The 19,609-nt window shown below is 68.7% G+C and carries 20 protein-coding genes and 1 pseudogene; 11 read left to right on the forward strand and 10 right to left on the reverse strand.

Annotated features, from left to right (window positions below; genetic code table 11):
* The 5 genes and pseudogenes from AC6RA4_RS11325 to folD form a co-directional block, all read left to right on the forward strand.
* Window positions 1-339 (forward strand): annotated as a pseudogene (locus AC6RA4_RS11325) (methyltransferase domain-containing protein); the annotation flags it as partial.
* 99 nt (window positions 340-438) lie between these two features.
* Entirely contained in the window at window positions 439-1,038 is a 600-nt protein-coding gene (locus AC6RA4_RS11330; protein WP_500160354.1) for an MOSC domain-containing protein, read from the forward strand.
* Window positions 1,039-1,123: 85 nt separating this feature from the next.
* Window positions 1,124-2,800, forward strand: coding sequence for a formate--tetrahydrofolate ligase (locus AC6RA4_RS11335; protein WP_500160356.1), 1,677 nt, complete (start codon window positions 1,124-1,126; stop codon window positions 2,798-2,800).
* A 128-nt stretch (window positions 2,801-2,928) separates the two neighbouring features.
* Window positions 2,929-3,225 (forward strand): chorismate mutase, encoded by a 297-nt coding sequence (locus AC6RA4_RS11340; protein ID WP_500160358.1) that lies wholly within the window; start codon window positions 2,929-2,931, stop codon window positions 3,223-3,225.
* A gap of 11 nt (window positions 3,226-3,236) precedes the next feature.
* Window positions 3,237-4,139, forward strand: coding sequence for a bifunctional methylenetetrahydrofolate dehydrogenase/methenyltetrahydrofolate cyclohydrolase FolD (gene folD, locus AC6RA4_RS11345; RefSeq protein WP_500160360.1), 903 nt, complete (start codon window positions 3,237-3,239; stop codon window positions 4,137-4,139).
* 48 nt (window positions 4,140-4,187) lie between these two features.
* Here the strand turns inward: folD and AC6RA4_RS11350 are convergent, their stop codons facing one another.
* The 4 genes from AC6RA4_RS11350 to AC6RA4_RS11365 form a co-directional block, all read right to left on the reverse strand.
* Window positions 4,188-4,595 (reverse strand): PaaI family thioesterase, encoded by a 408-nt coding sequence (locus tag AC6RA4_RS11350; RefSeq protein WP_500160361.1) that lies wholly within the window; start codon window positions 4,593-4,595, stop codon window positions 4,188-4,190.
* Between the two features lie 39 nt (window positions 4,596-4,634).
* Window positions 4,635-5,297: a ligase-associated DNA damage response endonuclease PdeM gene (pdeM, locus tag AC6RA4_RS11355; protein WP_500160363.1), complete on the reverse strand. Its 663-nt coding sequence runs from the start codon at window positions 5,295-5,297 to the stop codon at window positions 4,635-4,637.
* Between the two features lie 64 nt (window positions 5,298-5,361).
* Entirely contained in the window at window positions 5,362-5,505 is a 144-nt protein-coding gene (locus tag AC6RA4_RS11360) for a hypothetical protein (RefSeq protein WP_500160365.1), read from the reverse strand.
* Window positions 5,506-5,582: 77 nt separating this feature from the next.
* Window positions 5,583-8,042 (reverse strand): ligase-associated DNA damage response DEXH box helicase, encoded by a 2,460-nt coding sequence (locus tag AC6RA4_RS11365; RefSeq protein WP_500160367.1) that lies wholly within the window; start codon window positions 8,040-8,042, stop codon window positions 5,583-5,585.
* Window positions 8,043-8,221: 179 nt separating this feature from the next.
* Between AC6RA4_RS11365 and yghU the strand changes: the two genes are divergently transcribed.
* From yghU to AC6RA4_RS11380, 3 genes are all read left to right on the forward strand, one after another.
* Window positions 8,222-9,082: a glutathione-dependent disulfide-bond oxidoreductase gene (yghU, locus tag AC6RA4_RS11370; RefSeq protein WP_500160369.1), complete on the forward strand. Its 861-nt coding sequence runs from the start codon at window positions 8,222-8,224 to the stop codon at window positions 9,080-9,082.
* A 90-nt stretch (window positions 9,083-9,172) separates the two neighbouring features.
* Complete coding sequence (purE, locus tag AC6RA4_RS11375; protein WP_007794314.1) at window positions 9,173-9,667, forward strand: 5-(carboxyamino)imidazole ribonucleotide mutase; 495 nt, start codon at window positions 9,173-9,175, stop codon at window positions 9,665-9,667.
* Window positions 9,668-9,740: 73 nt separating this feature from the next.
* On the forward strand, window positions 9,741-10,811 hold the full coding sequence (locus AC6RA4_RS11380) for a 5-(carboxyamino)imidazole ribonucleotide synthase (RefSeq protein WP_500160370.1): 1,071 nt from the start codon (window positions 9,741-9,743) through the stop codon (window positions 10,809-10,811).
* Between the two features lie 57 nt (window positions 10,812-10,868).
* Here the strand turns inward: AC6RA4_RS11380 and acpS are convergent, their stop codons facing one another.
* The 3 genes from acpS to AC6RA4_RS11395 are packed head-to-tail and all read right to left on the reverse strand — an operon-like array spanning window position 10,869 to window position 12,477.
* Window positions 10,869-11,273 (reverse strand): holo-ACP synthase, encoded by a 405-nt coding sequence (gene acpS / locus AC6RA4_RS11385; protein WP_500160372.1) that lies wholly within the window; start codon window positions 11,271-11,273, stop codon window positions 10,869-10,871.
* Entirely contained in the window at window positions 11,270-11,728 is a 459-nt protein-coding gene (locus tag AC6RA4_RS11390; RefSeq protein WP_500160374.1) for a nucleoside deaminase, read from the reverse strand. The genes acpS and AC6RA4_RS11390 overlap by 4 nt, the downstream gene beginning before the upstream one ends.
* Window positions 11,725-12,477: a pyridoxine 5'-phosphate synthase gene (locus AC6RA4_RS11395; RefSeq protein ID WP_500160376.1), complete on the reverse strand. Its 753-nt coding sequence runs from the start codon at window positions 12,475-12,477 to the stop codon at window positions 11,725-11,727. The genes AC6RA4_RS11390 and AC6RA4_RS11395 overlap by 4 nt, the downstream gene beginning before the upstream one ends.
* 252 nt (window positions 12,478-12,729) lie before the next feature.
* Here AC6RA4_RS11395 and AC6RA4_RS11400 point away from each other — a divergent pair, with 252 nt between their 5' ends.
* Entirely contained in the window at window positions 12,730-13,188 is a 459-nt protein-coding gene (locus AC6RA4_RS11400; protein WP_500160378.1) for an NUDIX hydrolase, read from the forward strand.
* A gap of 35 nt (window positions 13,189-13,223) precedes the next feature.
* Here AC6RA4_RS11400 and AC6RA4_RS11405 read toward each other — a convergent pair whose 3' ends face one another.
* Window positions 13,224-13,727 (reverse strand): flavin reductase family protein, encoded by a 504-nt coding sequence (locus tag AC6RA4_RS11405; RefSeq protein ID WP_500160379.1) that lies wholly within the window; start codon window positions 13,725-13,727, stop codon window positions 13,224-13,226.
* Between the two features lie 797 nt (window positions 13,728-14,524).
* Window positions 14,525-15,736, reverse strand: coding sequence for a TsoY family (seleno)protein (locus tag AC6RA4_RS11410; RefSeq protein WP_500160381.1), 1,212 nt, complete (start codon window positions 15,734-15,736; stop codon window positions 14,525-14,527).
* A gap of 142 nt (window positions 15,737-15,878) precedes the next feature.
* Here AC6RA4_RS11410 and AC6RA4_RS11415 point away from each other — a divergent pair, with 142 nt between their 5' ends.
* Entirely contained in the window at window positions 15,879-16,265 is a 387-nt protein-coding gene (locus tag AC6RA4_RS11415) for a hypothetical protein (RefSeq protein ID WP_500160382.1), read from the forward strand.
* Window positions 16,266-16,310: 45 nt separating this feature from the next.
* Here the strand turns inward: AC6RA4_RS11415 and AC6RA4_RS11420 are convergent, their stop codons facing one another.
* Complete coding sequence (locus AC6RA4_RS11420) at window positions 16,311-16,787, reverse strand: GNAT family N-acetyltransferase (RefSeq protein ID WP_500160384.1); 477 nt, start codon at window positions 16,785-16,787, stop codon at window positions 16,311-16,313.
* Between the two features lie 190 nt (window positions 16,788-16,977).
* Here AC6RA4_RS11420 and AC6RA4_RS11425 point away from each other — a divergent pair.
* A partial coding sequence (locus AC6RA4_RS11425) for a chromosome segregation SMC family protein (RefSeq protein ID WP_500160385.1) occupies window positions 16,978-19,609 on the forward strand: 2,632 nt, incomplete at its 3' end.

The following is a 19,609-nucleotide window of genomic DNA, read 5'->3' on the forward strand; positions in this document are numbered from 1 at the left end:
GATGCGAGCGGGCGGGTCGACGTCATCGTCATCGACCCCGAGGCCCAGCCCGAGGCGATGCTGCCGGCGGAATATCACCGGCTGCTCAGCCCGCTGGGGCAGGTGTCGATCTGGGAGACCGAGTATTATCAGGACCTTGCGCCCGACGGCGAAGGCCACCCGGTGCGCCGCTTCACCGAGGCCACCTTTGCGCGCCCGGTGCTGGCGGTCCTGAACGAGGACGAGCAGGCCCAGCTCATCACCGCCTATGAGCGGGTGATTGGCAGCGCCTATCCGACCGGGCCCGACGGCCGCGTGCTGTTCCCGTTCCGTCGCCTGTTCTTCACCCTCACCGTCTGATCGACCTGCTTCGCGAATTATTCGTGAATTCGTGCCATAGCGCTTGAGGCTCGCCCCGCCTTTGGGCACTTATGACAGGTTTCCAAGAGGATAGCTTAAATGCCCGCTCTGAAGCCCACCGAATTCCATGCCACCATCCTCTGGCTGGGCCGCGTCCCGCTCGAGGGCGACGGGCTGCGCTCCGAGCCGGTCGAGGCGCTCGACCTGCGCTTCGAGGGCGCCGTGGGGGAGCGGCATTCGGGGCTGACCCGGCCGTCCTGCAGCCGGGTGCTGTCGCAGCACCAGCGCGGCACCGAGATCCGCAACGCGCGTCAGCTCGCCATCGTCTCCGCCGAGGAACTGGCGGCGATCGCCGAGCGCATGGGGCTCGAACGGATCGAGCCGGAATGGATCGGGGCGTCGATGGTGGTCGAGGGGCTGCCGGATTTTTCGCATATCCCGCCCTCGTCGCGGCTTCAGGGGCCTGACGGCACCACGCTGGCGGTCGACATGGAGAACCGCCCCTGCGTGCTGCCGGGGCGCGAGATCGAAAAGGAACGCGACGGCTTTGGCGCCCGCTTCAAGCCCGCCGCCGAGGGGCGGCGCGGGGTGACGGCCTGGGTCGAACGGCCGGGGCGGCTCGCGGTTGGCGAGACGCTGCAGCTCAGCATTCCCGATCAACGTGTCTGGGCCCATATCGAGGCGGTGCGCAGCCGCTGAACGCGACTGATTTCCTGGTGTTCTCCGCGCCCGCGTTACGGCACAGTTGCCGCAAACATCGCGAAGACCGAAGGGGAGGACGCCCATGGCTGCAAAACCGGATATCGAGATCGCCCGCGAGGCCGAGAAACGGCCCATTCAGGAGATCGGCGCCAAGCTGGGCATCCCGCCGGAGCAGTTGCTGCCCTATGGCCATGACAAGGCCAAGGTCACGCAGGACTTCATCGCCGGACTCGAGGGCCGCAAGGACGGCAAGCTGATCCTCGTCACAGCGATCAACCCGACGCCCGCGGGCGAGGGCAAGACCACCACCACCGTAGGCTTGGGCGACGGGCTCAGCCGGATCGGCAAGAGCACCGCGATCTGCATCCGCGAAGCCTCCCTAGGGCCGAATTTCGGCATGAAGGGCGGGGCCGCCGGCGGCGGCTATGCGCAGATCGTGCCGATGGAGGAGATGAACCTCCATTTCACCGGCGATTTCCACGCCATCACCAGCGCCCACAACCTGCTCGCGGCGATGATCGACAACCACATCTACTGGGGCAACGAGCAGGAGATCGACCTGCGCCGCGTGGTCTGGCGCCGGGTGCTCGACATGAACGACCGCGCGCTGCGCCATACGGTGACCTCGCTCGGCGGCGTCGCGAACGGCTTCCCGCGCGAGACCGGCTTCGACATCACCGTGGCCTCCGAGGTCATGGCGATCCTCTGCCTTGCCGACGATCTCGCCGACCTGCAGCGCCGTCTGGGCGAAATGATCGTGGCCTATCGCCGCGACCGCTCGCCGGTCTTCGCTCGCGACATCAAGGCCGACGGCGCCATGACGGTGCTCCTGCGCGATGCCATGCAGCCCAACCTCGTTCAGACCCTCGAGCACACGCCGGCCTTCGTGCATGGCGGGCCCTTCGCCAATATCGCCCATGGCTGCAACTCGGTGATCGCCACCCGCACGGCGCTCAAGCTCGCCGACTACGTGGTGACCGAGGCCGGCTTCGGGGCCGATCTGGGGGCCGAGAAGTTCTTCGACATCAAGTGCCGCAAGGCCGGGCTGCATCCCGATTGCGTGGTGCTGGTGGCGACCATCCGGGCGCTCAAGATGAATGGCGGGCTGGCCAAGGAAGAGCTCGCGGCCGAGAACGTCACCGCGGTGCGCGAAGGCTGCGCCAATCTCGGGCGCCACATCCAGAACCTCAAGGGCTTCGGCGTGCCGGTGGTGGTGGCGATCAACCATTTCACCGGCGACAGCGAGGCCGAGATCGCCGCCGTGCGCGCCTATGTCGAGGGGCAGGGGGCCGAGGCGCATCTCTGCACCCACTGGGCCGAGGGCGGCAAGGGCACCGAGGCGCTGGCGACCCGTGTGGCCGAGATCGCCGATGCCGGCCACGCGCAGTTTGCCCCGCTCTATCCCGACGAGATGTCGCTCTGGCACAAGATCGAATGCGTGGCCGAGCGCATCTACCACGCCCACGAGGTCACCGCCGACACCCGCATCCGCGCCCAGCTCGAGGAGTGGGAGGCGCAGGGCTACGGCCACCTGCCGGTCTGCATGGCCAAGACGCAGTATTCCTTCTCGACCGATCCCGGCCTGCGCGGCGCGCCCGAGGGCCATGTGGTGCCGGTGCGCGAGGTCCGGCTCTCGGCCGGGGCGGGGTTCGTGGTGGCGATTTGCGGTGACATCATGACGATGCCGGGCCTGCCGCGGCACCCGGCGGCCGAGGCGATCCGGCTCAACGACGCGGGCGAGGTCGAAGGCTTGTTCTGATCGGCGCCGCGAGGCCGCCTATCGGAACGGCTTTTGCCGCATCAAGCCATCAATGCGCCGCTTGGGGACGTTGATCATTCGCTGCCATCGCGGCATTAGGGGCGTGACGGCCTTGCTGGAGAGCCCCGATGCGCGACCCCGACACCCTTGGTGACATGATCGACCTGCGGAAAGAGGTGGACGCCACCGACAGCGCGCTCGGCGCGCTGCTGGCGCACCGCGCCCGGCTGATCTCGCGCGCGGCCGAACTCAAGGACGGCAACGGCTGGCCGGCCCGCATCGACGCGCGGGTCGAGGAGGTCATCGGGAACGCACGCCGCAACGCCGAGGCCGGGGGCTGGGATCCAGACCTTGCCGAGACGCTCTGGCGCGAACTTGTGGAATGGTCGATCCGGCGCGAACAGGCCGCGCTCGGGCGCGAATGAAGGAGAGCTGCATGACGGCGAAGATCATCGACGGCAAGGCCTTCGCGGCCTCGGTGCGGGAAAAGGTGGCGGCGCATGTGGCGCGGCTCAAGGACGACCACGGCATCACGCCGGGGCTTGCCGTGGTGCTGGTGGGCGAAGATCCGGCCAGTCAGGTCTATGTCCGCAACAAGGGCAAGCAGACCGTCGAATGCGGCATGCAGAGCTTCGAGCACAAGCTCGACGCCAGCATCTCCGAGGCCGAGCTTCTGGCGCTGATCGACAAGCTCAACGCCGACCCGGCGGTGCATGGCATCCTCGTGCAGCTGCCGCTGCCGGATCACATGAATGCGGATGCGGTGATCAACGCCATCGACCCGGCCAAGGATGTCGACGGCTTCCACATCTCCAATGTCGGCCTTCTGGGCACCGGCCAGAAGAGCATGGTGCCCTGCACGCCGCTGGGCTGCCTGATGATGCTGCGCGACCAGCTGGGCTCGCTGTCGGGGCTCGACGCGGTGGTGATCGGGCGCTCGAACATCGTCGGCAAGCCGATGGCGCAGCTTCTGCTCGGCGAGAGCTGCACCGTGACCATCGCGCATTCGCGCACCAAGGATCTTCCCGAGGTGGTGCGACGCGCCGATATCGTGGTCGCGGCGGTGGGCCGCCCCGAGATGGTGCCGGGCGACTGGATCAAGCCGGGCGCCACGGTGATCGACGTGGGCATCAACCGCATCCCGGCGCCCGATAAGGGCGAGGGCAAGACCCGGCTGGTGGGCGATTGCGCCTACGACAGCTGCGCCGAGGTCGCGGGCGCCATCACCCCGGTGCCGGGGGGCGTCGGCCCGATGACTATCGCCTGCCTGCTGGCCAACACCGTCACCGCCTGCTGCCGTGCCAACGGGTTGGCAGAGCCGGAAGGCCTCACCGCCTGATCTCCAGATACGACCGCCGGGGCGCTTGCCGTGCCCCGGCGTTCTTGCTCAGACCGGAACCATCGTCCCGGTGAGCAGCGCCGCGTGGGTCTCGACCCCGCCCTGCACCGCAAACACATCCGCCGTCACGATCACCAACCGCCGCCCGGGTTTGACCACGCGCCCGCGGGCGACGAGCTTTTCGCCGCGCGCCGGGGCGAGCAGGTGGATCTTCATCTCGGAGGTCACCACCTCGCGATCTTCCGGCATCACCGTGAGCGCCGAATAGCCCGCCGCACTGTCGCCGATGGCGAAGGCCAGCGCGGCGTGGGCAAAGCCGTGCTGCTGCGACAGCTCGGGCGTGATCGCGGCCTCGATCTCGACGGCGCCCGGCGTGACGGCGGTGAGCCGCGCGCCGAGGGTCGTCATCATGCTTTGCCGCTCAAAGCTCTGGCGAATGCGGGTCTCGATATCCATGCCGCCAAGGGGCCATGGCGCGACGGGCTTGGCAAGCCCTCAGCGCGGCATCGGGATGGCGACGGGGCGCGGACCGGTGAGGATGGCGCGGGCGTCGCGGGCCATCAGCGCGCAGAGCGCTTTGCTGTCGCTGCGCAGCCCGCCGGTATAGGCGCCATAGGCCGGCAGGATGAGCCGCGCCGTATCGAACAGGAAGCAGGCACGCGACAGCGTCCGCCCGCGCAGTTTCAGCCGTGCCTTGGGGTGGTAGTGCCCCGAAACCTCGGCCTCGGCGCCGGGCGTGGCGATATGCCGGAAGACCAGCCCGCCGAGCCGCAGCTCGGCCAGATGCGTGCCGCCAAGATCCACCGGCCCGGGATCGTGGTTGCCCTCGATCCACACCCAGTCCCGCCCGGCCTGCAGCCGGGTGATCCAGACCCGGTCGTCCTCGGGCAGCTCGCCCTCGACGCCTTCGGCATCGAAACTGTCGCCAAGACAGATCACGCGGGTCGCGCCAGTGGCCTCGAGATCGGTCTCGAGCCGCAGCAGCGTGTCGCGGGTCTCGTAGGGGGGAAGGGCAGCGCCGCCCACCGCGGAAAGCCTGGCGGACTTGCCAAAATGCAGGTCGGAGACCACCAGAAGCCCCTCGTCGGGCCAGTGCAGCGCCCCCGAGGGCAGCGCCACGAGCGTGGCGTCGCGAAACCGGAAGGGGAGGGTGTTCATGGCCTGTTCCATCGCGGCCTGAATGGCTGAATGGCTCTCCGGAGGCAAGAGCGCCGAGGCAAGATCAGCCGCGGAGGAGCGGCCAGAGGGCCGCCAGCCCCTTCATGATCAGATACCACAGAAGCAGGCCGAGCAGCAGGGCGGGAGCAACCCACCAGCCACGCAGAACGGGCCGTTTCTCGGAGTTCTTGCGGTTTTCTTGCGTCATGGCCTCAGATTTCGTCTCCCCAGTCGCTGATACCGCTGGCACGCGCTTCGGGCAACTCGGGATTGCCGGACAGGAGGTTATTCCCGCCCGGGTCGCTCCGGTCCGGCTGAAGAGACGCCGAATTGAGTGTCGATGGCCCTCAATCCCGATTCGTCGAGCAGCGCGGTGACTTCCTCCTGTAGCAGGCGCTCGTCAGCCAGCCCGGCGATGGGAATGCGCCCCGGCTCGAGGAACAGCGGCGCCGAGAGCGGCGAGACGCGCTTTAGCCTGAGCAGGTCGATGCGGTCGCCCACCCGTTCGCACATCTCGCGGATGCGGCTGAAGTCGACCAGCCCGCGCATCGCCTCTTCGCGGGTGATCTGCAGCAGCAGATGGTCGGGATCGTATTTCACCAGCGTGTCGTAGAGGATATCCGACGACATGGTCGCCTGCCGCCCGCTCTTGCGCTGGCCGCCGGTGTTGCGCTCGATGAGCCCCGCGATGGTGGCCGAGGCGCGGAAGGTGCGCTTCATCACCGCGTTGCCCTGCAGCCAGGTTTCGAGCCCGGCCTCGAGCCTTGCGAGGTCGAAGAGCGGTTTGGGGTCGGTGACCGCGTCGAGCCCCCAGATCAGCACCGCGTAATCCGAGGCCACGAAGCCCATTGGCGCCAGCCCCTCTTCCTCCATCCGCTTGGTGAGCAGCAGGCCCAGCGTCTGCATGGCGTTGCGCCCGGCAAAACCATAGGCCACGAGCTGCTCGCGCCCGTCATGCGGAAAGCTCTCGATCAGCAGGCGGCCCGGCTCGGGCAGGCGGCTGACCTCGCGCTGCAGGCTCAGCCACTCGGCGGTGTGGCCGGGCAGCTCGGGCCAGCACTCTTGCCCGAACATCCGCAGGATGCGCTGCGAGAGCTGCGTCGAGGTGGCGAACTTGGTGCCGTTGAAGGTGGCGATCTTGGGCTTTCTTGCGGCATCGCGCGAGACTTCCACGGTCATCTCGCGCAGCCCCTCGTAGCGCACGATTTGGCCGCCGATCAGGAAGGTGTCGCCGCGGCTCAGCGAGGCGGCGAAGCCCTCTTCGATCTCGCCCAGAGGCGCGCCGCCGCGGCCGCGCCAGCGCACCTTGAGCGTGTCGGTGTCCTGTATGGTGCCGATATTCTGCCGGATGCGCGCCGCCGAGCGCGGGTCGCGCAGCTGCCAGAGCCCGTCCTCGCGTTGGAGCAGGCGCTGCCAGCGGTCATAGGCGCGCAGCGCGTAGCCGCCGGTGGCGCAGAAGGTCAGGCAGGCGTCGAACTCGGCGCGGCTGAGGTCGGCATAGGCGCCGGCCTGCGTCATCTCGGCATAGAGAGCGTCGGCGTCGAACGGCCCGGCGCAAGCGGCGATGAGGATGTGCTGGCACAGAACGTCGCGCGGCCCGCGCCCGCGCCATTCGCCGTCGAGCTCGCGCGCGCGCACCGCCTCGAGCGCGGCGACGCATTCCACCACCTCGAAGCGGTTGGCGGGCACCAGAAGCGCCTTCGAGGGCGCGTTGTAGCGGTGATTGGCCCGCCCGATGCGCTGCACCAGCCGCTTGACGTTCTTCGGCGCACCGATCTGGATCACCAGATCCACGTCGCCCCAGTCAATGCCGAGGTCGAGCGAGCCGGTGCAGACGATGGCCCGCAGCTCGCCGCGCACCATCGCCGCCTCGACCTTCTCGCGCTGGCCGCGGTCGAGCGAGCCGTGGTGGATGCCGATGGGCAGCGCGTCCTCGTTGGCGAGCCACAGGTTGTGAAAGAAGATCTCGGCCTGGGCACGGGTGTTGTGGAAGATCAGCGTGGTCCTGTGCTGTTTGACCTGCGCGAGCACCGCCGGGATCGCGTAGGCCGCGCCGCCTCCGGACCAGGGCGGCGCCTCGTCGGTGACCAGCATCGAGATGTCGGGCTCTGGGCCGGGATCGGCCTGCAGGATCTCGCAGGGATCGGGGTGCCGCGCCAGCAGCCTTGCGATGGCCTGAGGATCCTCGACCGTGGCCGAGAGCCCCACCCGCCGCAGCCCCGGGCACATCGCCTGCAGCCGCGCCAGCGCCAGCATCAGTTGGTCTCCCCGTTTGCTCTCGGCCAGCGCGTGGATCTCGTCGACCACCACCCGCTGCAGCCCGGCAAACATCCGCGGCGCATCCTCGTAGGAGGCCAGCAGCGCGAGGCTCTCGGGCGTGGTCAGCAGGATCTGCGGCGGGTCGGCGCGCTGCCGGCGCTTGCGCGAGGAGGGCGTGTCGCCGGTGCGGTCCTCGACGCGGATCGGCAGGCCGGCCTCCTCGATGGGGATCAGCAGGTTGCGCCGGATGTCGGCGGCCAGCGCCTTGAGCGGCGAGATGTAGAGCGTGTGCAACCCCTCGCGCGGCGCCTCCGAGAGCTCGGCCAGCGTTGGCAGGAAGCCCGCCAGCGTCTTGCCGCCCCCGGTGGGGGCGATCAGCAGCAGGCACGGATCGGCGGCGCGCGAGAGCATCTCGCGCTGGTGCGGGTGGATCTGCCAGCCGCGCCGGTCGAACCAGCCTTGCAGGGGGGCGGGGAGCGTTGTCATGGGCGATAGATAGGGCGGAAGGGCGACAAGGAACACGGTCTCTCACGCGAGGCCTGCCCGCGATCACAGCATGGAGAGGCGGCTGCGACCCGCCTGTGCCCCTCCGCACAGGCGGGTCTCTGGTATTCCCGGCCTGCGACGTTACGTTGCGCTTCAAACAGCGCAAGGGAAACGCAGAGATGACCGAAGAGTATACCCCGCCCAAGGTCTGGACCTGGGACAAGGAGAACGGCGGCAAGTGGGCCTCGCTCAACCGTCCCATCGCGGGCCCGACCCATGACAAGGAATTGCCGGTCGGCGAGCATCCGTTCCAGCTCTACAGCCTCGCCACGCCGAACGGTCAGAAGGTCACGATCCTGTTCGAGGAGCTGCTCGAGGCCGGCTTCACGGAAGCCGAATACGATGCCTGGCTGATCAAGATCGGCGATGGCGACCAGTTCGGCTCGGGCTTTGTCGACATCAACCCCAACTCCAAGATCCCGGCGCTGCTCGACCGCTCCGGCGACACGCCGGTGCGGGTGTTCGAGAGCGGCGCCATCCTGATGCACCTGGCCGAGAAGTTCGGCGCCTTCCTCGGCGCGCCGGAAAACCGGGCCGAGGTGCTGTCCTGGCTGTTCTGGCAGATGGGCAGCGCACCCTACCTGGGCGGCGGCTTCGGGCATTTCTACGCCTATGCCCCCTACAAGATGGAATACCCGATCGACCGCTTCGCCATGGAGGTGAAGCGCCAGCTCGACGTGCTCGACCGGGCGCTGGCCGAGCGCAAGTTCATCACCGGCGACGACTATACCATCGCCGATATCGCGATCTGGCCCTGGTATGGACGCACCGTGAAGGGCGGCTCCTACGATGCGGGCGAGTTCCTCGACGTGCAGAGCTACAAGAACGTCATCCGCTGGGCCGACGAGATCGGCGCGCGCCCGGCGGTGCAGCGCGGCCGCATGGTCAACGCGATGAGCGGCGAGCCCAGCCAGCAGCTGCGCGAGCGGCACGCGGCGTCGGATTTCGAGACCCGCACGCAGGACAAGATCGGCGACTAAGGTGCCAAAAACCGGCCGCCCCTGACGCATGGACACGGGGCGGCCAGCCGCTATAGTGCGGGCTCTTTTTGCGAGAGGTCAGGGCAGGATATGGCGGAAGACACGGTCAAGGTCGGCATCATCATGGGCAGTCAGTCGGACTGGCCGACGATGGAAGAGGCGGCGCGGATGCTCGACGAGCTGGGCGTGGCCTACGAGGTCAAGATCGTCTCGGCCCACCGCACCCCGGACCGGCTCTGGGCCTATGGCAAGGAGGCCGCCGGGCGCGGCCTTCAGGTGATCATCGCGGGCGCCGGCGGTGCCGCGCACCTGCCGGGCATGATGGCGTCGAAGACCCGCGTGCCGGTGATCGGCGTACCGGTGCAGACCAAGGCGCTGTCCGGCGTCGACAGCCTCTACTCGATCCTGCAGATGCCGCGCGGCTTTCCGGTCGGCACCATGGCCATCGGCGGCGCCGGTGCGGCCAATGCCGGGCTGATGGCGGCGGGCATCCTGGCGCTACAGGATCCGGCGCTGGCCGAGCGTCTGGATGCGTGGCGCGCGGCGCTCTCGGCCTCGATCCCCGACGAGCCGGTGCGCGACTGATCCGCAGGCCCGGCTTGTCAGCGGCGGCGTTTCGCGCAAGAAGCGGCGCAAGACCACGATTCCGGAGGCTGACATGACCGAACCACTTCGACAGGGCGCCACCATCGGCATTCTCGGCGGCGGACAGCTGGGCCGCATGCTCTCGGTCGCGGCCAGCCGCCTGGGCCTGCGCTGCCACATCTACGAGCCCGGCGAGGCTCCGCCCGCCGGCCACGTGGCCGACGCGGTGACGACGGCGCCCTACGAGGACACCGCCGCGCTTGAGGCCTTTGCCGCTTCGGTCGACGTCATCACCTACGAGTTCGAGAACATCCCCACGGCGGCGCTCGACACACTGCAGGCGCTGCGCCCGATCCGCCCGGGCCGCGAGGCGCTGCGGGTGTCTCAGGACCGGCTGACGGAAAAGACCTTCCTCACCGATCTCGGCCTCAAGACCGCGCCGTTTGCCGACATCACCGATGCCGACAGCCTCGCGCAGGCGCTCGAGATCATCGGGACGCCGTCGATCCTCAAGACCCGCCGCTTCGGCTATGACGGCAAGGGGCAGGCACGGATCAACGCGCCCGAGGACGCGGCGGCGGCGCTCGAGGAGATGCGTGGCGCGCCGGCGATCCTCGAGGGCTTCGTCGAGTTCTCCTGCGAGGTCTCGGTGATCGCGGCGCGCAGCGCCGATGGCTCGGTGGCCTGCTTCGATCCGGGCGAGAACATCCACAGCGAGGGCATCCTGCGCACCACCACCGTCCCGGCGCGGCTGTCGCAGGCGCAGCGCACCGACGCGGTGCTGCTGGCGGCCAGGATCCTCAACGCGCTGAACTACGTGGGCGTGATGGGGGTCGAGCTCTTCGTGACGCCGCAGGGCCTTCTGGTGAACGAGATCGCCCCGCGGGTGCACAATTCCGGCCACTGGACCCAGAACGGCTGCACCATCGACCAGTTCGAGCAGCACATCCGCGCCGTGGCCAACTGGCCGCTGGGCGATGGCAGCCGCTTTGCCGACGTGCAGATGGAGAACCTGATCGGCGACGATCTCGACAAGCTGCCCGAGCTGGCGACCGAGCCCGACACCGCGATCCACCTCTACGGCAAGGAGGCCGTGAAGGCCGGCCGCAAGATGGGTCACGTCAACCGCATCATCCGGGGCTGAGGCCCCTCGGGACGCGCCCGATAGGGCGCGTCCCAGCCGCGTATTAGCTCTGGATCTTCAACTCTGGACCGGGCGCGCCTCGATCACCACGAAGGCCTGCGCCCAGGGGTGATCGTCGGTCAGGGTGACGTGAATGATCGCCTCGTGTCCCGGCGGGGTCATGCTGTCGAGACGCTCCTTCGCCCAGCCCGTCACCTCCATCACCGGCTGGCCGGTGGTCAGGTTGGTGACCGCCATCTCCTTCCACCCGATCCCCATCCGCAGCCCGGTACCTAGCGCCTTGGAACACGCCTCCTTGGCGGCCCAGCGCTTGGCATAGGTGCCGGCGGTGTCCTTGCGGCGCTCGGCCTTTGCCTGCTCGGTCTCGGTGAAGACGCGGTTGCGGAAGCGGTCGCCAAAGCGCTCGAGCGTGCGCTCGATGCGCTCGATATTGGCGAGGTCTGTGCCGATGCCGAGGATCATGCCGTGCCCCGGTAGACATCGCTGAGCCGCTCCGCGCCAAGCCCGCCATGCCATTCGAAGGCATGATCGCAGGCGCGGGCGTAATCGTCGATGGTGAGGCTCGGGAACTGGAAGAAATCCGGTGCCAGCTCCTGCGTCATGGCAAAGACCAGCCGGTCGATCCCGGCCCAGCGCATCGCTGCGAGGCACATCTCGCAGGGCTGCATCGAGGCGATAAGGGTGCAGCCCTCCAGCTTGGTCTGCCCCAGCTCGCGACTGGCGGCCTCGATGGCTGTGATCTCGGCGTGGCGCGAGGCATCGCAGCGCGCCGAGACCTCGTTGGCCGTGAGCGCCAGAACCTCGTCGCCGCGCAGCACGGCGGCGGTGAAGACCGGGCCGTCGCCGGGGGTGAAGCGCGCGAGCGCGGCGTCGATCACCGCGTCGAGCGTCTTGCGCTCGGCCTCTGTGGGCGTCATGCGCGGGCGTCGTCCATCAGGCGGCGCATCTCCTCGATGGCCGGCGCGAGGCCGCGGAACAGGGCCTCGCCGATCAGGAAATGCCCGATGTTCAGCTCGATCAGCTCGGGGAAGGCGGCGATGGGCTGCACCGTCTCGTAGGTCAGCCCGTGGCCGGCATGGACCTCGAGCCCCAGCGAATGGGCGAAGGCGGTCATCTCGCGCAGGCGCTCGAGCTCGGCGTCGCGCTCGGCGAGCCGGCCCTCGGCGTGATAATCGCAATAGGCGCCGGTGTGCAGCTCGACCACCGCCGCGCCGATCCGCGCCGCCGCCTCGACCTGCGGCTTGTCGGCGCCGATGAACAGCGACACCCGGCAGCCCGCTTCGCGCAGCGGCTCGATGAAATGCGCCAGCCGGTTCTCGTCTTTCGCGACCTCGAGCCCGCCCTCGGTGGTGCGCTCCTCGCGCTTCTCGGGCACGATGCAGACCGCGTGCGGCTTGTGGCGCAGCGCGATGGCCTGCATCTCCTCGGTGGCCGCCATCTCGAGGTTGAGCGGCAGCGACAGCGTCTCCATCAGCCCGTCGATATCGGCATCCGAGATGTGCCGGCGATCCTCACGCAGGTGGGCGGTGATGCCGTCGGCGCCGGCCTCTTCCGCGAGCTTTGCGGCGCGCAGCGGGCAGGGGTAGGCGCTGCCTCGGGCGTTGCGCACGGTGGCGACGTGGTCGATGTTGACGCCCAGCCGCAGGCGTCCGGCGTATTCGGTCATTTCGCTTCCTCGCGAGGCAATCTTCGACGCGCGGACACTAGACCGCATCGCAAAGAAGGGGAAACCGAATTCGGCCCTCGCGGCACGCTGCCGGAGCGTGGCCGGGGCTGGGGCGAGACATTTTCGTCAGTTTGCGGGGGGCTTTGGCGCCAGTCGTGAAGATAAGCGTCGCTATTTCACGCAAACGTCATACTTTATCCGGTAAGGGCAGCTATTTTGATAGAACAGCCCCGGGCAGCATAACGGAGTCGGATGACCCAAATAGGCGAGCAGATCGGCGCCCTTCCAATGCATTGGGACAAGAAGGGCAATCTTCAGGTTCTCATGGTCACGTCACGGGATACCGGGCGTTGGGTGATGCCCAAGGGCTGGCTGATGGACGGCAAGAAGCCCTGGGCCGCGGCCGAGATCGAGGCGCTCGAAGAGGCCGGGGCCGTCGGTCATATCGGCAAGGAGATCATCGGCAGCTTCCACTATGACAAGGGGCTCGACGATGGCACCAGCCTGCGCTGCCGGGTCGATGTCTACCCGATGATCGTCGACAAGCTGAAGCGCCGCTGGAAAGAGCGCAACCAGCGCACCCGCCACTGGTTCACCCCCAAGGCCGCCGCCAAGCGCGTGCAGGAGCCGGAGCTGGCCGAGATGCTACTGTCGCTGGCCGACAAGCCCAAGAAGCAGCCGGTCATCCGGCAGCTGCTCAAGGCCTGCTAGGCCGATCCGTCCGGATCAGGCAGGATCAGGCAGGATCAGTCCGGTGTGAAGGCGCCGAACACGCCGGCGGCAAAGATCAGCGGCTCGCCGGGCTGGGTGGTCACCCGCAGCACCCGCCCCACCACGATGGAATGATCGCCCGCATCGTGCTGCGCCTCGGTGCTGCATTCAAACCGTGCGAGACAGCCTTCGATCAGCGGCACGCCCTCCGGGCTCTCGCGCCACTCGGCCACGTCAAACGCATCCGCCGAGCGCGCGAAGCCGCGGCAGATGGCGCCCTGATCGCGGCGCAGCACGTGAATTGCGAAGCGCTCGGTGGCCATGAAGAACGGGTAGCGTTGGGAGTCCTTCGCCGGCGACCACAGCACCAGAGGCGGATCGAGCGAGACGCTGGCGAAGCTGTTTGCGGTGATGCCGATCGGACCGTCATGGGTGGCGCAGGTCACCACGGTGACCCCGGTCACGAACTGCCCCAGCGCGTTGCGGAAGGCGCGGGGATCGGCTCCGGCGGGATCGAAGCTCTGCGGGATCTGGCTCATGCCGTGCCCTCTTGCCGTGTCGCCGTTGCCTCTCGCACGCGGTCTCTCCTCGTGTCGCATCTGTGGTCTTATCATCACGCATGGGTAATGCGAGGTCCAGCGGGGCGGGGCAAGCGACGAAACTGTTTGCCCGTGCACAGCCCCTCTCGCGCAACCTCGGTCGCGGCGCTGCGATGTCAAGGCGCGCGGGTCCTTTATTCCTTTGCTTTGTGAAGCTTGTCGGGTGATTCCGAGGCGGATGGAGGGCGCGGGAGGTGTGTTGATTTTCGACAACAGGCGGGCCGCCGTGGCGGGGTCGCGGTTGTCGCGGGGGCGATAGGCTCTGGTGGCGGGCGATTGGCTGCGGTAGTCAGGTACCAGAAAATAAAGGCCGCCACCTGATAAAAACCGGCGGCCACGAGTGGAGCAGTGTTGTCATGAACGCGATGGTTATCGTGCACCGTGCCCGGTGGGGCGCGGCCCGGAACGGGTGCGCCGGTTTGTCCGGATGCGCACCGAAGCTGTCCGGGAGGCCGTGACAGGTCTGCCCAGTCGTCCCCCTGCTCGTCATCGAGACGCCAGAGCCGCTGTCCCCGTGGGGGCGGGCCCGAAGTGCTGCGCGATGAGCTGAGCGAACGGAATTGCCGCCCCGGTGGATGCACCGCCTGCGTCCCGGGGTTCAACTGGCGGGAGCGTCGATCCATGACGCTCCCGCTTTTTTGTCGCTTCTTCGAGATCGGGATGGCGCTGCGCCGACGCAAAAGGCCGGAGGTGGTCCTCCGGCCTTGCGTGCCGCTTCGCGCGTGGCGGGGCGGGGATCATTCCGCCGGCACGGCGATCTCCTCGCGGCGTCCGAAATGCTGGCGGTTGAGCCGCAGCACCAGCCAGACCGCGATGGCCTGCGCGATCAGCGCGACGGCGGTCAGACCCCAGAAGGCGAGGCTGAACTTGTCCACCATGCCCGAGGCCACGAGCCCCTTGTTGATGAAGAATTGCAGCATCACCGAAAGCGCCACCGCCGGGCAGACCAGAGCGTAGGAGCCGGGTGAGGTCCGGGGGCCGAGCACGAAGTCCCGGAAGTAGCCCTGCGCGCGCAGCACGGTGAGACCCAGCAGCAGGAACACGACCTGGACCGAGAGCATCCGGGCGAGGAAAACCAGCGTTTCGCCGGCATTGCCATGCGCCTCGAAGGTGGTGTGCAGCCCGTGTGCCTGACGCAGGAACATGATGCCGAGCACCGTCATGATCGGGACGATGATCAGCAGCGTCGGGCCGGCCTCGCGCGCGGTGCCATAGTGCAGCATCGAGCTCAGCGCGGTGACGGCGGCCATCACGGTGTAGATCATCGCGGTCACGCCGAGGAAGGTCGACAGCACCAGCGCGGTGCCCACGGTCACCGGGTTGCTGCTCATGGCGGCGGGGGCGGCGAAGCCCACGGCGACCATGGCGATGGCGAAGGCGGGCAGCAGCTGGGCAAAGGAGTTGTGCGCGGTGACATCGAAGATGCCGCCCTTCGACAGCACCCGGCCGAGGAAGGCGCCGAGCTGCCGGAAGGCGAGCACGCCGATCAGCGCAAAGGCGACCATCGCGGCGGGGAAGAGGTACTCGACCACCGACCACAGCCCGGGCACGAAGACGAGGCCGAGGATGAAGCCCACGTTCACCGTCATGGCAAGCGCCAGGGGCAGGGCGAGTACCGAGCTTTCGGTGTTGGAGGTCTTCATCTCCTGCCAGGCGGGGCTGGCCTTGAAGGCCGAGAAGCTGCGCAGGTTCCAGATCAGAGACTTGATGTTGAGCACCGCGAAGACGGCGATGCCCAGCATGGCGACCACGATCGCCACCTGCGTGGGGAGGTGCCCCTTGGCCCATGCGGCGGCGATGTCCTCGAACACCGGGACGGCCTGCCCGGGGTGGGGCACCCAGAACATCAGGTACATGAAGAACGACACCGCCGTGCCGCCCGCGCCCAGCGACGCGAGGAAGTAGGTCGGCGAGTAGGTGTCTGCGGGTCGTGCAAGCGTGCGTGCCATGACGGCCTCCAATAAATTCGCTTTATGGAATGTATAATACATTCTGAAAATAGAATGTCAAAAGGTTTGGCGGTGGGGATCGCGCGTCGGCGTTAAGGCGCGATTAACCCGCGCAGGCCTATGCTGGGCCATGAAATGGGTCATGGTTCCGGCGCTTCTGGCGCTCGCCGCCTGCAACAGCGGCGGCCCCGGCTTCCGCGGTCTTCCGGCGCAGCGGGTCGAGGTCGAGGGCTCGCGTTTCCTGCTTCGGGTCAAGGGCGGAATGGTCGAGGCGACTCGCATCAGCATGGAGGTCCCGGCGCGCTTCGGCCCGATCTCCGAGCGCGCGCAGAAGGCGGCCTTCCTGCAGACCGGGTGCGAGCCGGACTGGGTCATCGGAGATCCGTCGGTCTTGCTGATGGGCCTGTCCTGCGGTGGCGCGCCCGCACCGAAACAGCCGCGTCGCGGCAGGATCTCCTGCGCGATCTTCAGCGGCTACGCCAGCGCCGGGCTCGGCGGTAGCGCGGAGCTTGAGTGTCAGGGGTATTAGCGGCGCTCTGCCGGGAGCGGGCTGGAGACGAGAGGCGAGAGAGGATCAGCGGCGCGCGGGTTCGGCCACGGATTTCTCGTAGAAGAGGCTCGATGGGCTTTCCTCGTAGGCGCCGAAGGGCGGGCGCCGGGTGAAGCCCGATCCTTCGTAGAGCGACACCGCCGCAGCCAGCTTGTCGCCGGTCTCGAGCCGCAGCATCGGCAGGCCCTCGGCCAGTGCGGCGCGCTCGATATGGCCCAGCAGACGCCGGGCCACGCCAATGCCGCGCGCCACCGGAGCCACGAACATCGACTTCACCTCGCCATAGCCGTCGCGCCGGGCCAGCGCCGCGCAGCCGAGCAGGTCGCCCCCCTCTTCCGCTTCGGCGCCATAGAAGGTAATGCCCTCGGCACAGAGCGCGTCGATGTCGAGATAATGGTTCTCTTCCGGCGGAAATAACGCGTTCATCAGCGCGTGGCTTTCGGTCAGAAGGGCCCTCGCGCGCGGGTCGCGGGGCGAGATCGGTCGGATGGCTAGAGGCATGGGGCAGCTCCTCGCAGGCGCGATGATGAAAAGCGCTAACACGTCATTCGTCAAGAACTCGTTTTCACGGTAACTGCGCAATATCTTGTGGATAATGAGCAGCTCTCCGCGATATGCAGCGCAAAGCGTTTGACTCGCCCCCGGCCGGACAGCGAAAATACCCGATAATCAGGAATCAGGGCAGCCAGACTTGCGATTTTCCCGCCTCAGACTCACCGGCTTCAAGAGCTTCGTCGACCCTACCGATCTCGTCATTTCCGAGGGGCTGACCGGCGTCGTCGGGCCGAACGGCTGCGGCAAGTCGAACCTGCTCGAGGCGCTGCGCTGGGTGATGGGCGAGACCCGCGCCAAGGCGATGCGCGGCTCGGGCATGGAGGACGTGATCTTCGCCGGCGCCTCCTCGCGCCCGGCGCGCAACTTCGCCGAGGTCTGCCTGACCATCGACAATTCCGACCGGCTCGCCCCCGCCGGCTTCAACGAGAGCGACCAGCTCGAGATCGTCCGTCGCATCACCCGCGACGTGGGTTCCGCCTACAAGACCAACGGCAAGGACGTGCGCGCCCGCGACGTGCAGATGCTTTTCGCCGACGCCTCCACCGGCGCGCATTCGCCGGCGCTGGTGCGGCAGGGCCAGATCTCCGAGCTGATCAACGCCAAGCCCAAGAACCGCCGCCGCATCCTCGAGGAGGCCGCCGGCATCTCGGGTCTCTACCAGCGCCGCCACGAGGCGGAGCTGAAGCTCAACGGCACCGAGGCCAACCTGCTGCGCGTCGACGACGTGATCGAGCAGCTCGCCGCGCAGCTGTCGCAGCTCGAGCGGCAGGCCAAGCAGGCGGCGCGCTACCGCGCCATCGGCACCGACCTGCGGCGCGCCGAGGGGCTGCTGCTCTACCGTCGCTGGAAGGAAGCCGACGAGGCCCGCATGAAGGCCGAGGCCGAGCATCGCGAGCGCGTCACCGCCGCGGCGCAGGCCGAGGGCACCGCCCGCGCCGCCGCCAAGCTGCGGGCCGAGCGCGAGGAGGCGCTGCCGGCCTTGCGCGAAGAAGAGGCCATCGCCGTGGCGATCCTGCAACGCCTCGGCGTGCAGCGCGACGCGCTGGCCGACCAGGAGCGGCAGGCCGCCGAGACCATCGCCGCGCTGACCCGCCGCATCGAACAGATGCGCCGCGACATGGAGCGCGAGGCCGGTCTCAACCGCGACGCCGGCGAAACCATCGAGCGGCTCGAATGGGAGGCGCGTGAGCTCGAGAAGGCCGGGCAGGGCCATGACGCGCGCGTCGCCGAGGCCGCCGAGGCCGCCAGCGAGGCCTCCGCCATGCTGCAGGAGCGCGAGGCGGATCTCACGCAATACACCGAGGATGTCGCCCGGCTCGCGGCCCGCCACCAGTCGGCGCAGCGCTTTCTCGCGGATGCCCGCCGCATGCTCGAGCGCCACGAGGGCGAGGCGGGCCGCGCCCGCGAGGCCGTGGCCTCCGCCAAAGAGACGCTGGAGGAGTCCACCGATCGCGTCAGCGGGGCCCGCGCTCGCGCCCAGGAGGCGCAGCACATGGCCGAACGCTGCGAGACCCTGCTCGCCGATGCCGACGAGGCGCGCGCCGACGCGCAGTCGCGCGAGGCTGAGGCGCGGGCCGAGCGCTCCGAGGCGGAGGGCGAGTTCAACGCCCTGCGCGCCGAGGTCACCGCGCTGGCCCGCCTGCTCGACCGCGACACCGCCGAGGGCGGCCAGATCCTCGACCGTCTGCAGGTGCAGCAGGGCTTCGAGAAGGCGCTCGGCGCGGCGCTGGCCGACGATCTGCGCGCCCCCGAGGTCGATGCCGACGGCCCCACCGGCTGGACCGTGCTGCCGCCCTACGATGGCGACCAGCCCTTGCCGCCCGGCGTCACCGCGCTGACCAACCACGTCTCGGTGCCCGAGGTGCTCGAGCGACGTATGGGCCAGATCGGCCTCGTCGATTCCGATGACGGCGCGCGTCTGCAGCCGCTGCTGAAGCCCGGTCAGCGCCTCGTCAGCCCCGAGGGCGACCTCTGGCGCTGGGACGGCTACCGCGCCTGGGCCGAGGATGCGCCCTCGGCGGCGGCGCTGCGGCTCGAGCAGCTCAACCGGCTCGAAGAACTCAAGCAGGAGATGGCGGCTGCCGAGGCGCGCGTCGAGGGCATGCGCACCGCCCACGAGGCGCTGGTGATGCGGCTGGCGGAGCTGACCCGCGCCGACAAGGCGGCGCGCGAGGCGCGGCGCGAGGCCGACCAGCAGCTCAACGAGAGCACCCGCGCGATGAACCGCGCCGAGGCCGACCGCAACCTCGCCGAGGGCAAGCTCGAGAGCCTCGCGATGACGGTGACCCGCCACGAGGACGAGGCCACCGGCGCACGCAAGCAGCTGCTCGAGGCCGAGCGCGCGCTCGAGGAGCTGGACGATCTCGAGACTGCCCGCGCCGAGGCCGAAGACATCAAGATGACCGTCGAAGCGGCGCGCATGACGATGATGACCCGCCGCTCGGCCCATGACGAGCTGCGCCGCGAGGGCGACGCGCGCAAGGCGCGCAGCCAGCAGGTCACCAAGGAGCTCTCGGGCTGGCGCCACCGGCTCGAGACCGCGCGCACCCGCTCGGACGAGCTTGAAGAGCGCAAGGCGGCGGCGGAAGCAGAGCTTCAGAGCGCCTCCGCCGCGCCCGCCGAGCTGGCCGCCAAGCGCGACGAGATGAGCCAGTCGATCGCCGAGGCCGAGGAGCGCAAGGCCGTGGCCGGCGACGCGCTGGCCCAGGCGGAGGCGCAGCTGCGCGAGGCCATCGGCGCCGAGCGCGACGCCGAGCGCAGCGCCTCCG

The organism is Salipiger sp. (assembly GCF_059781815.1).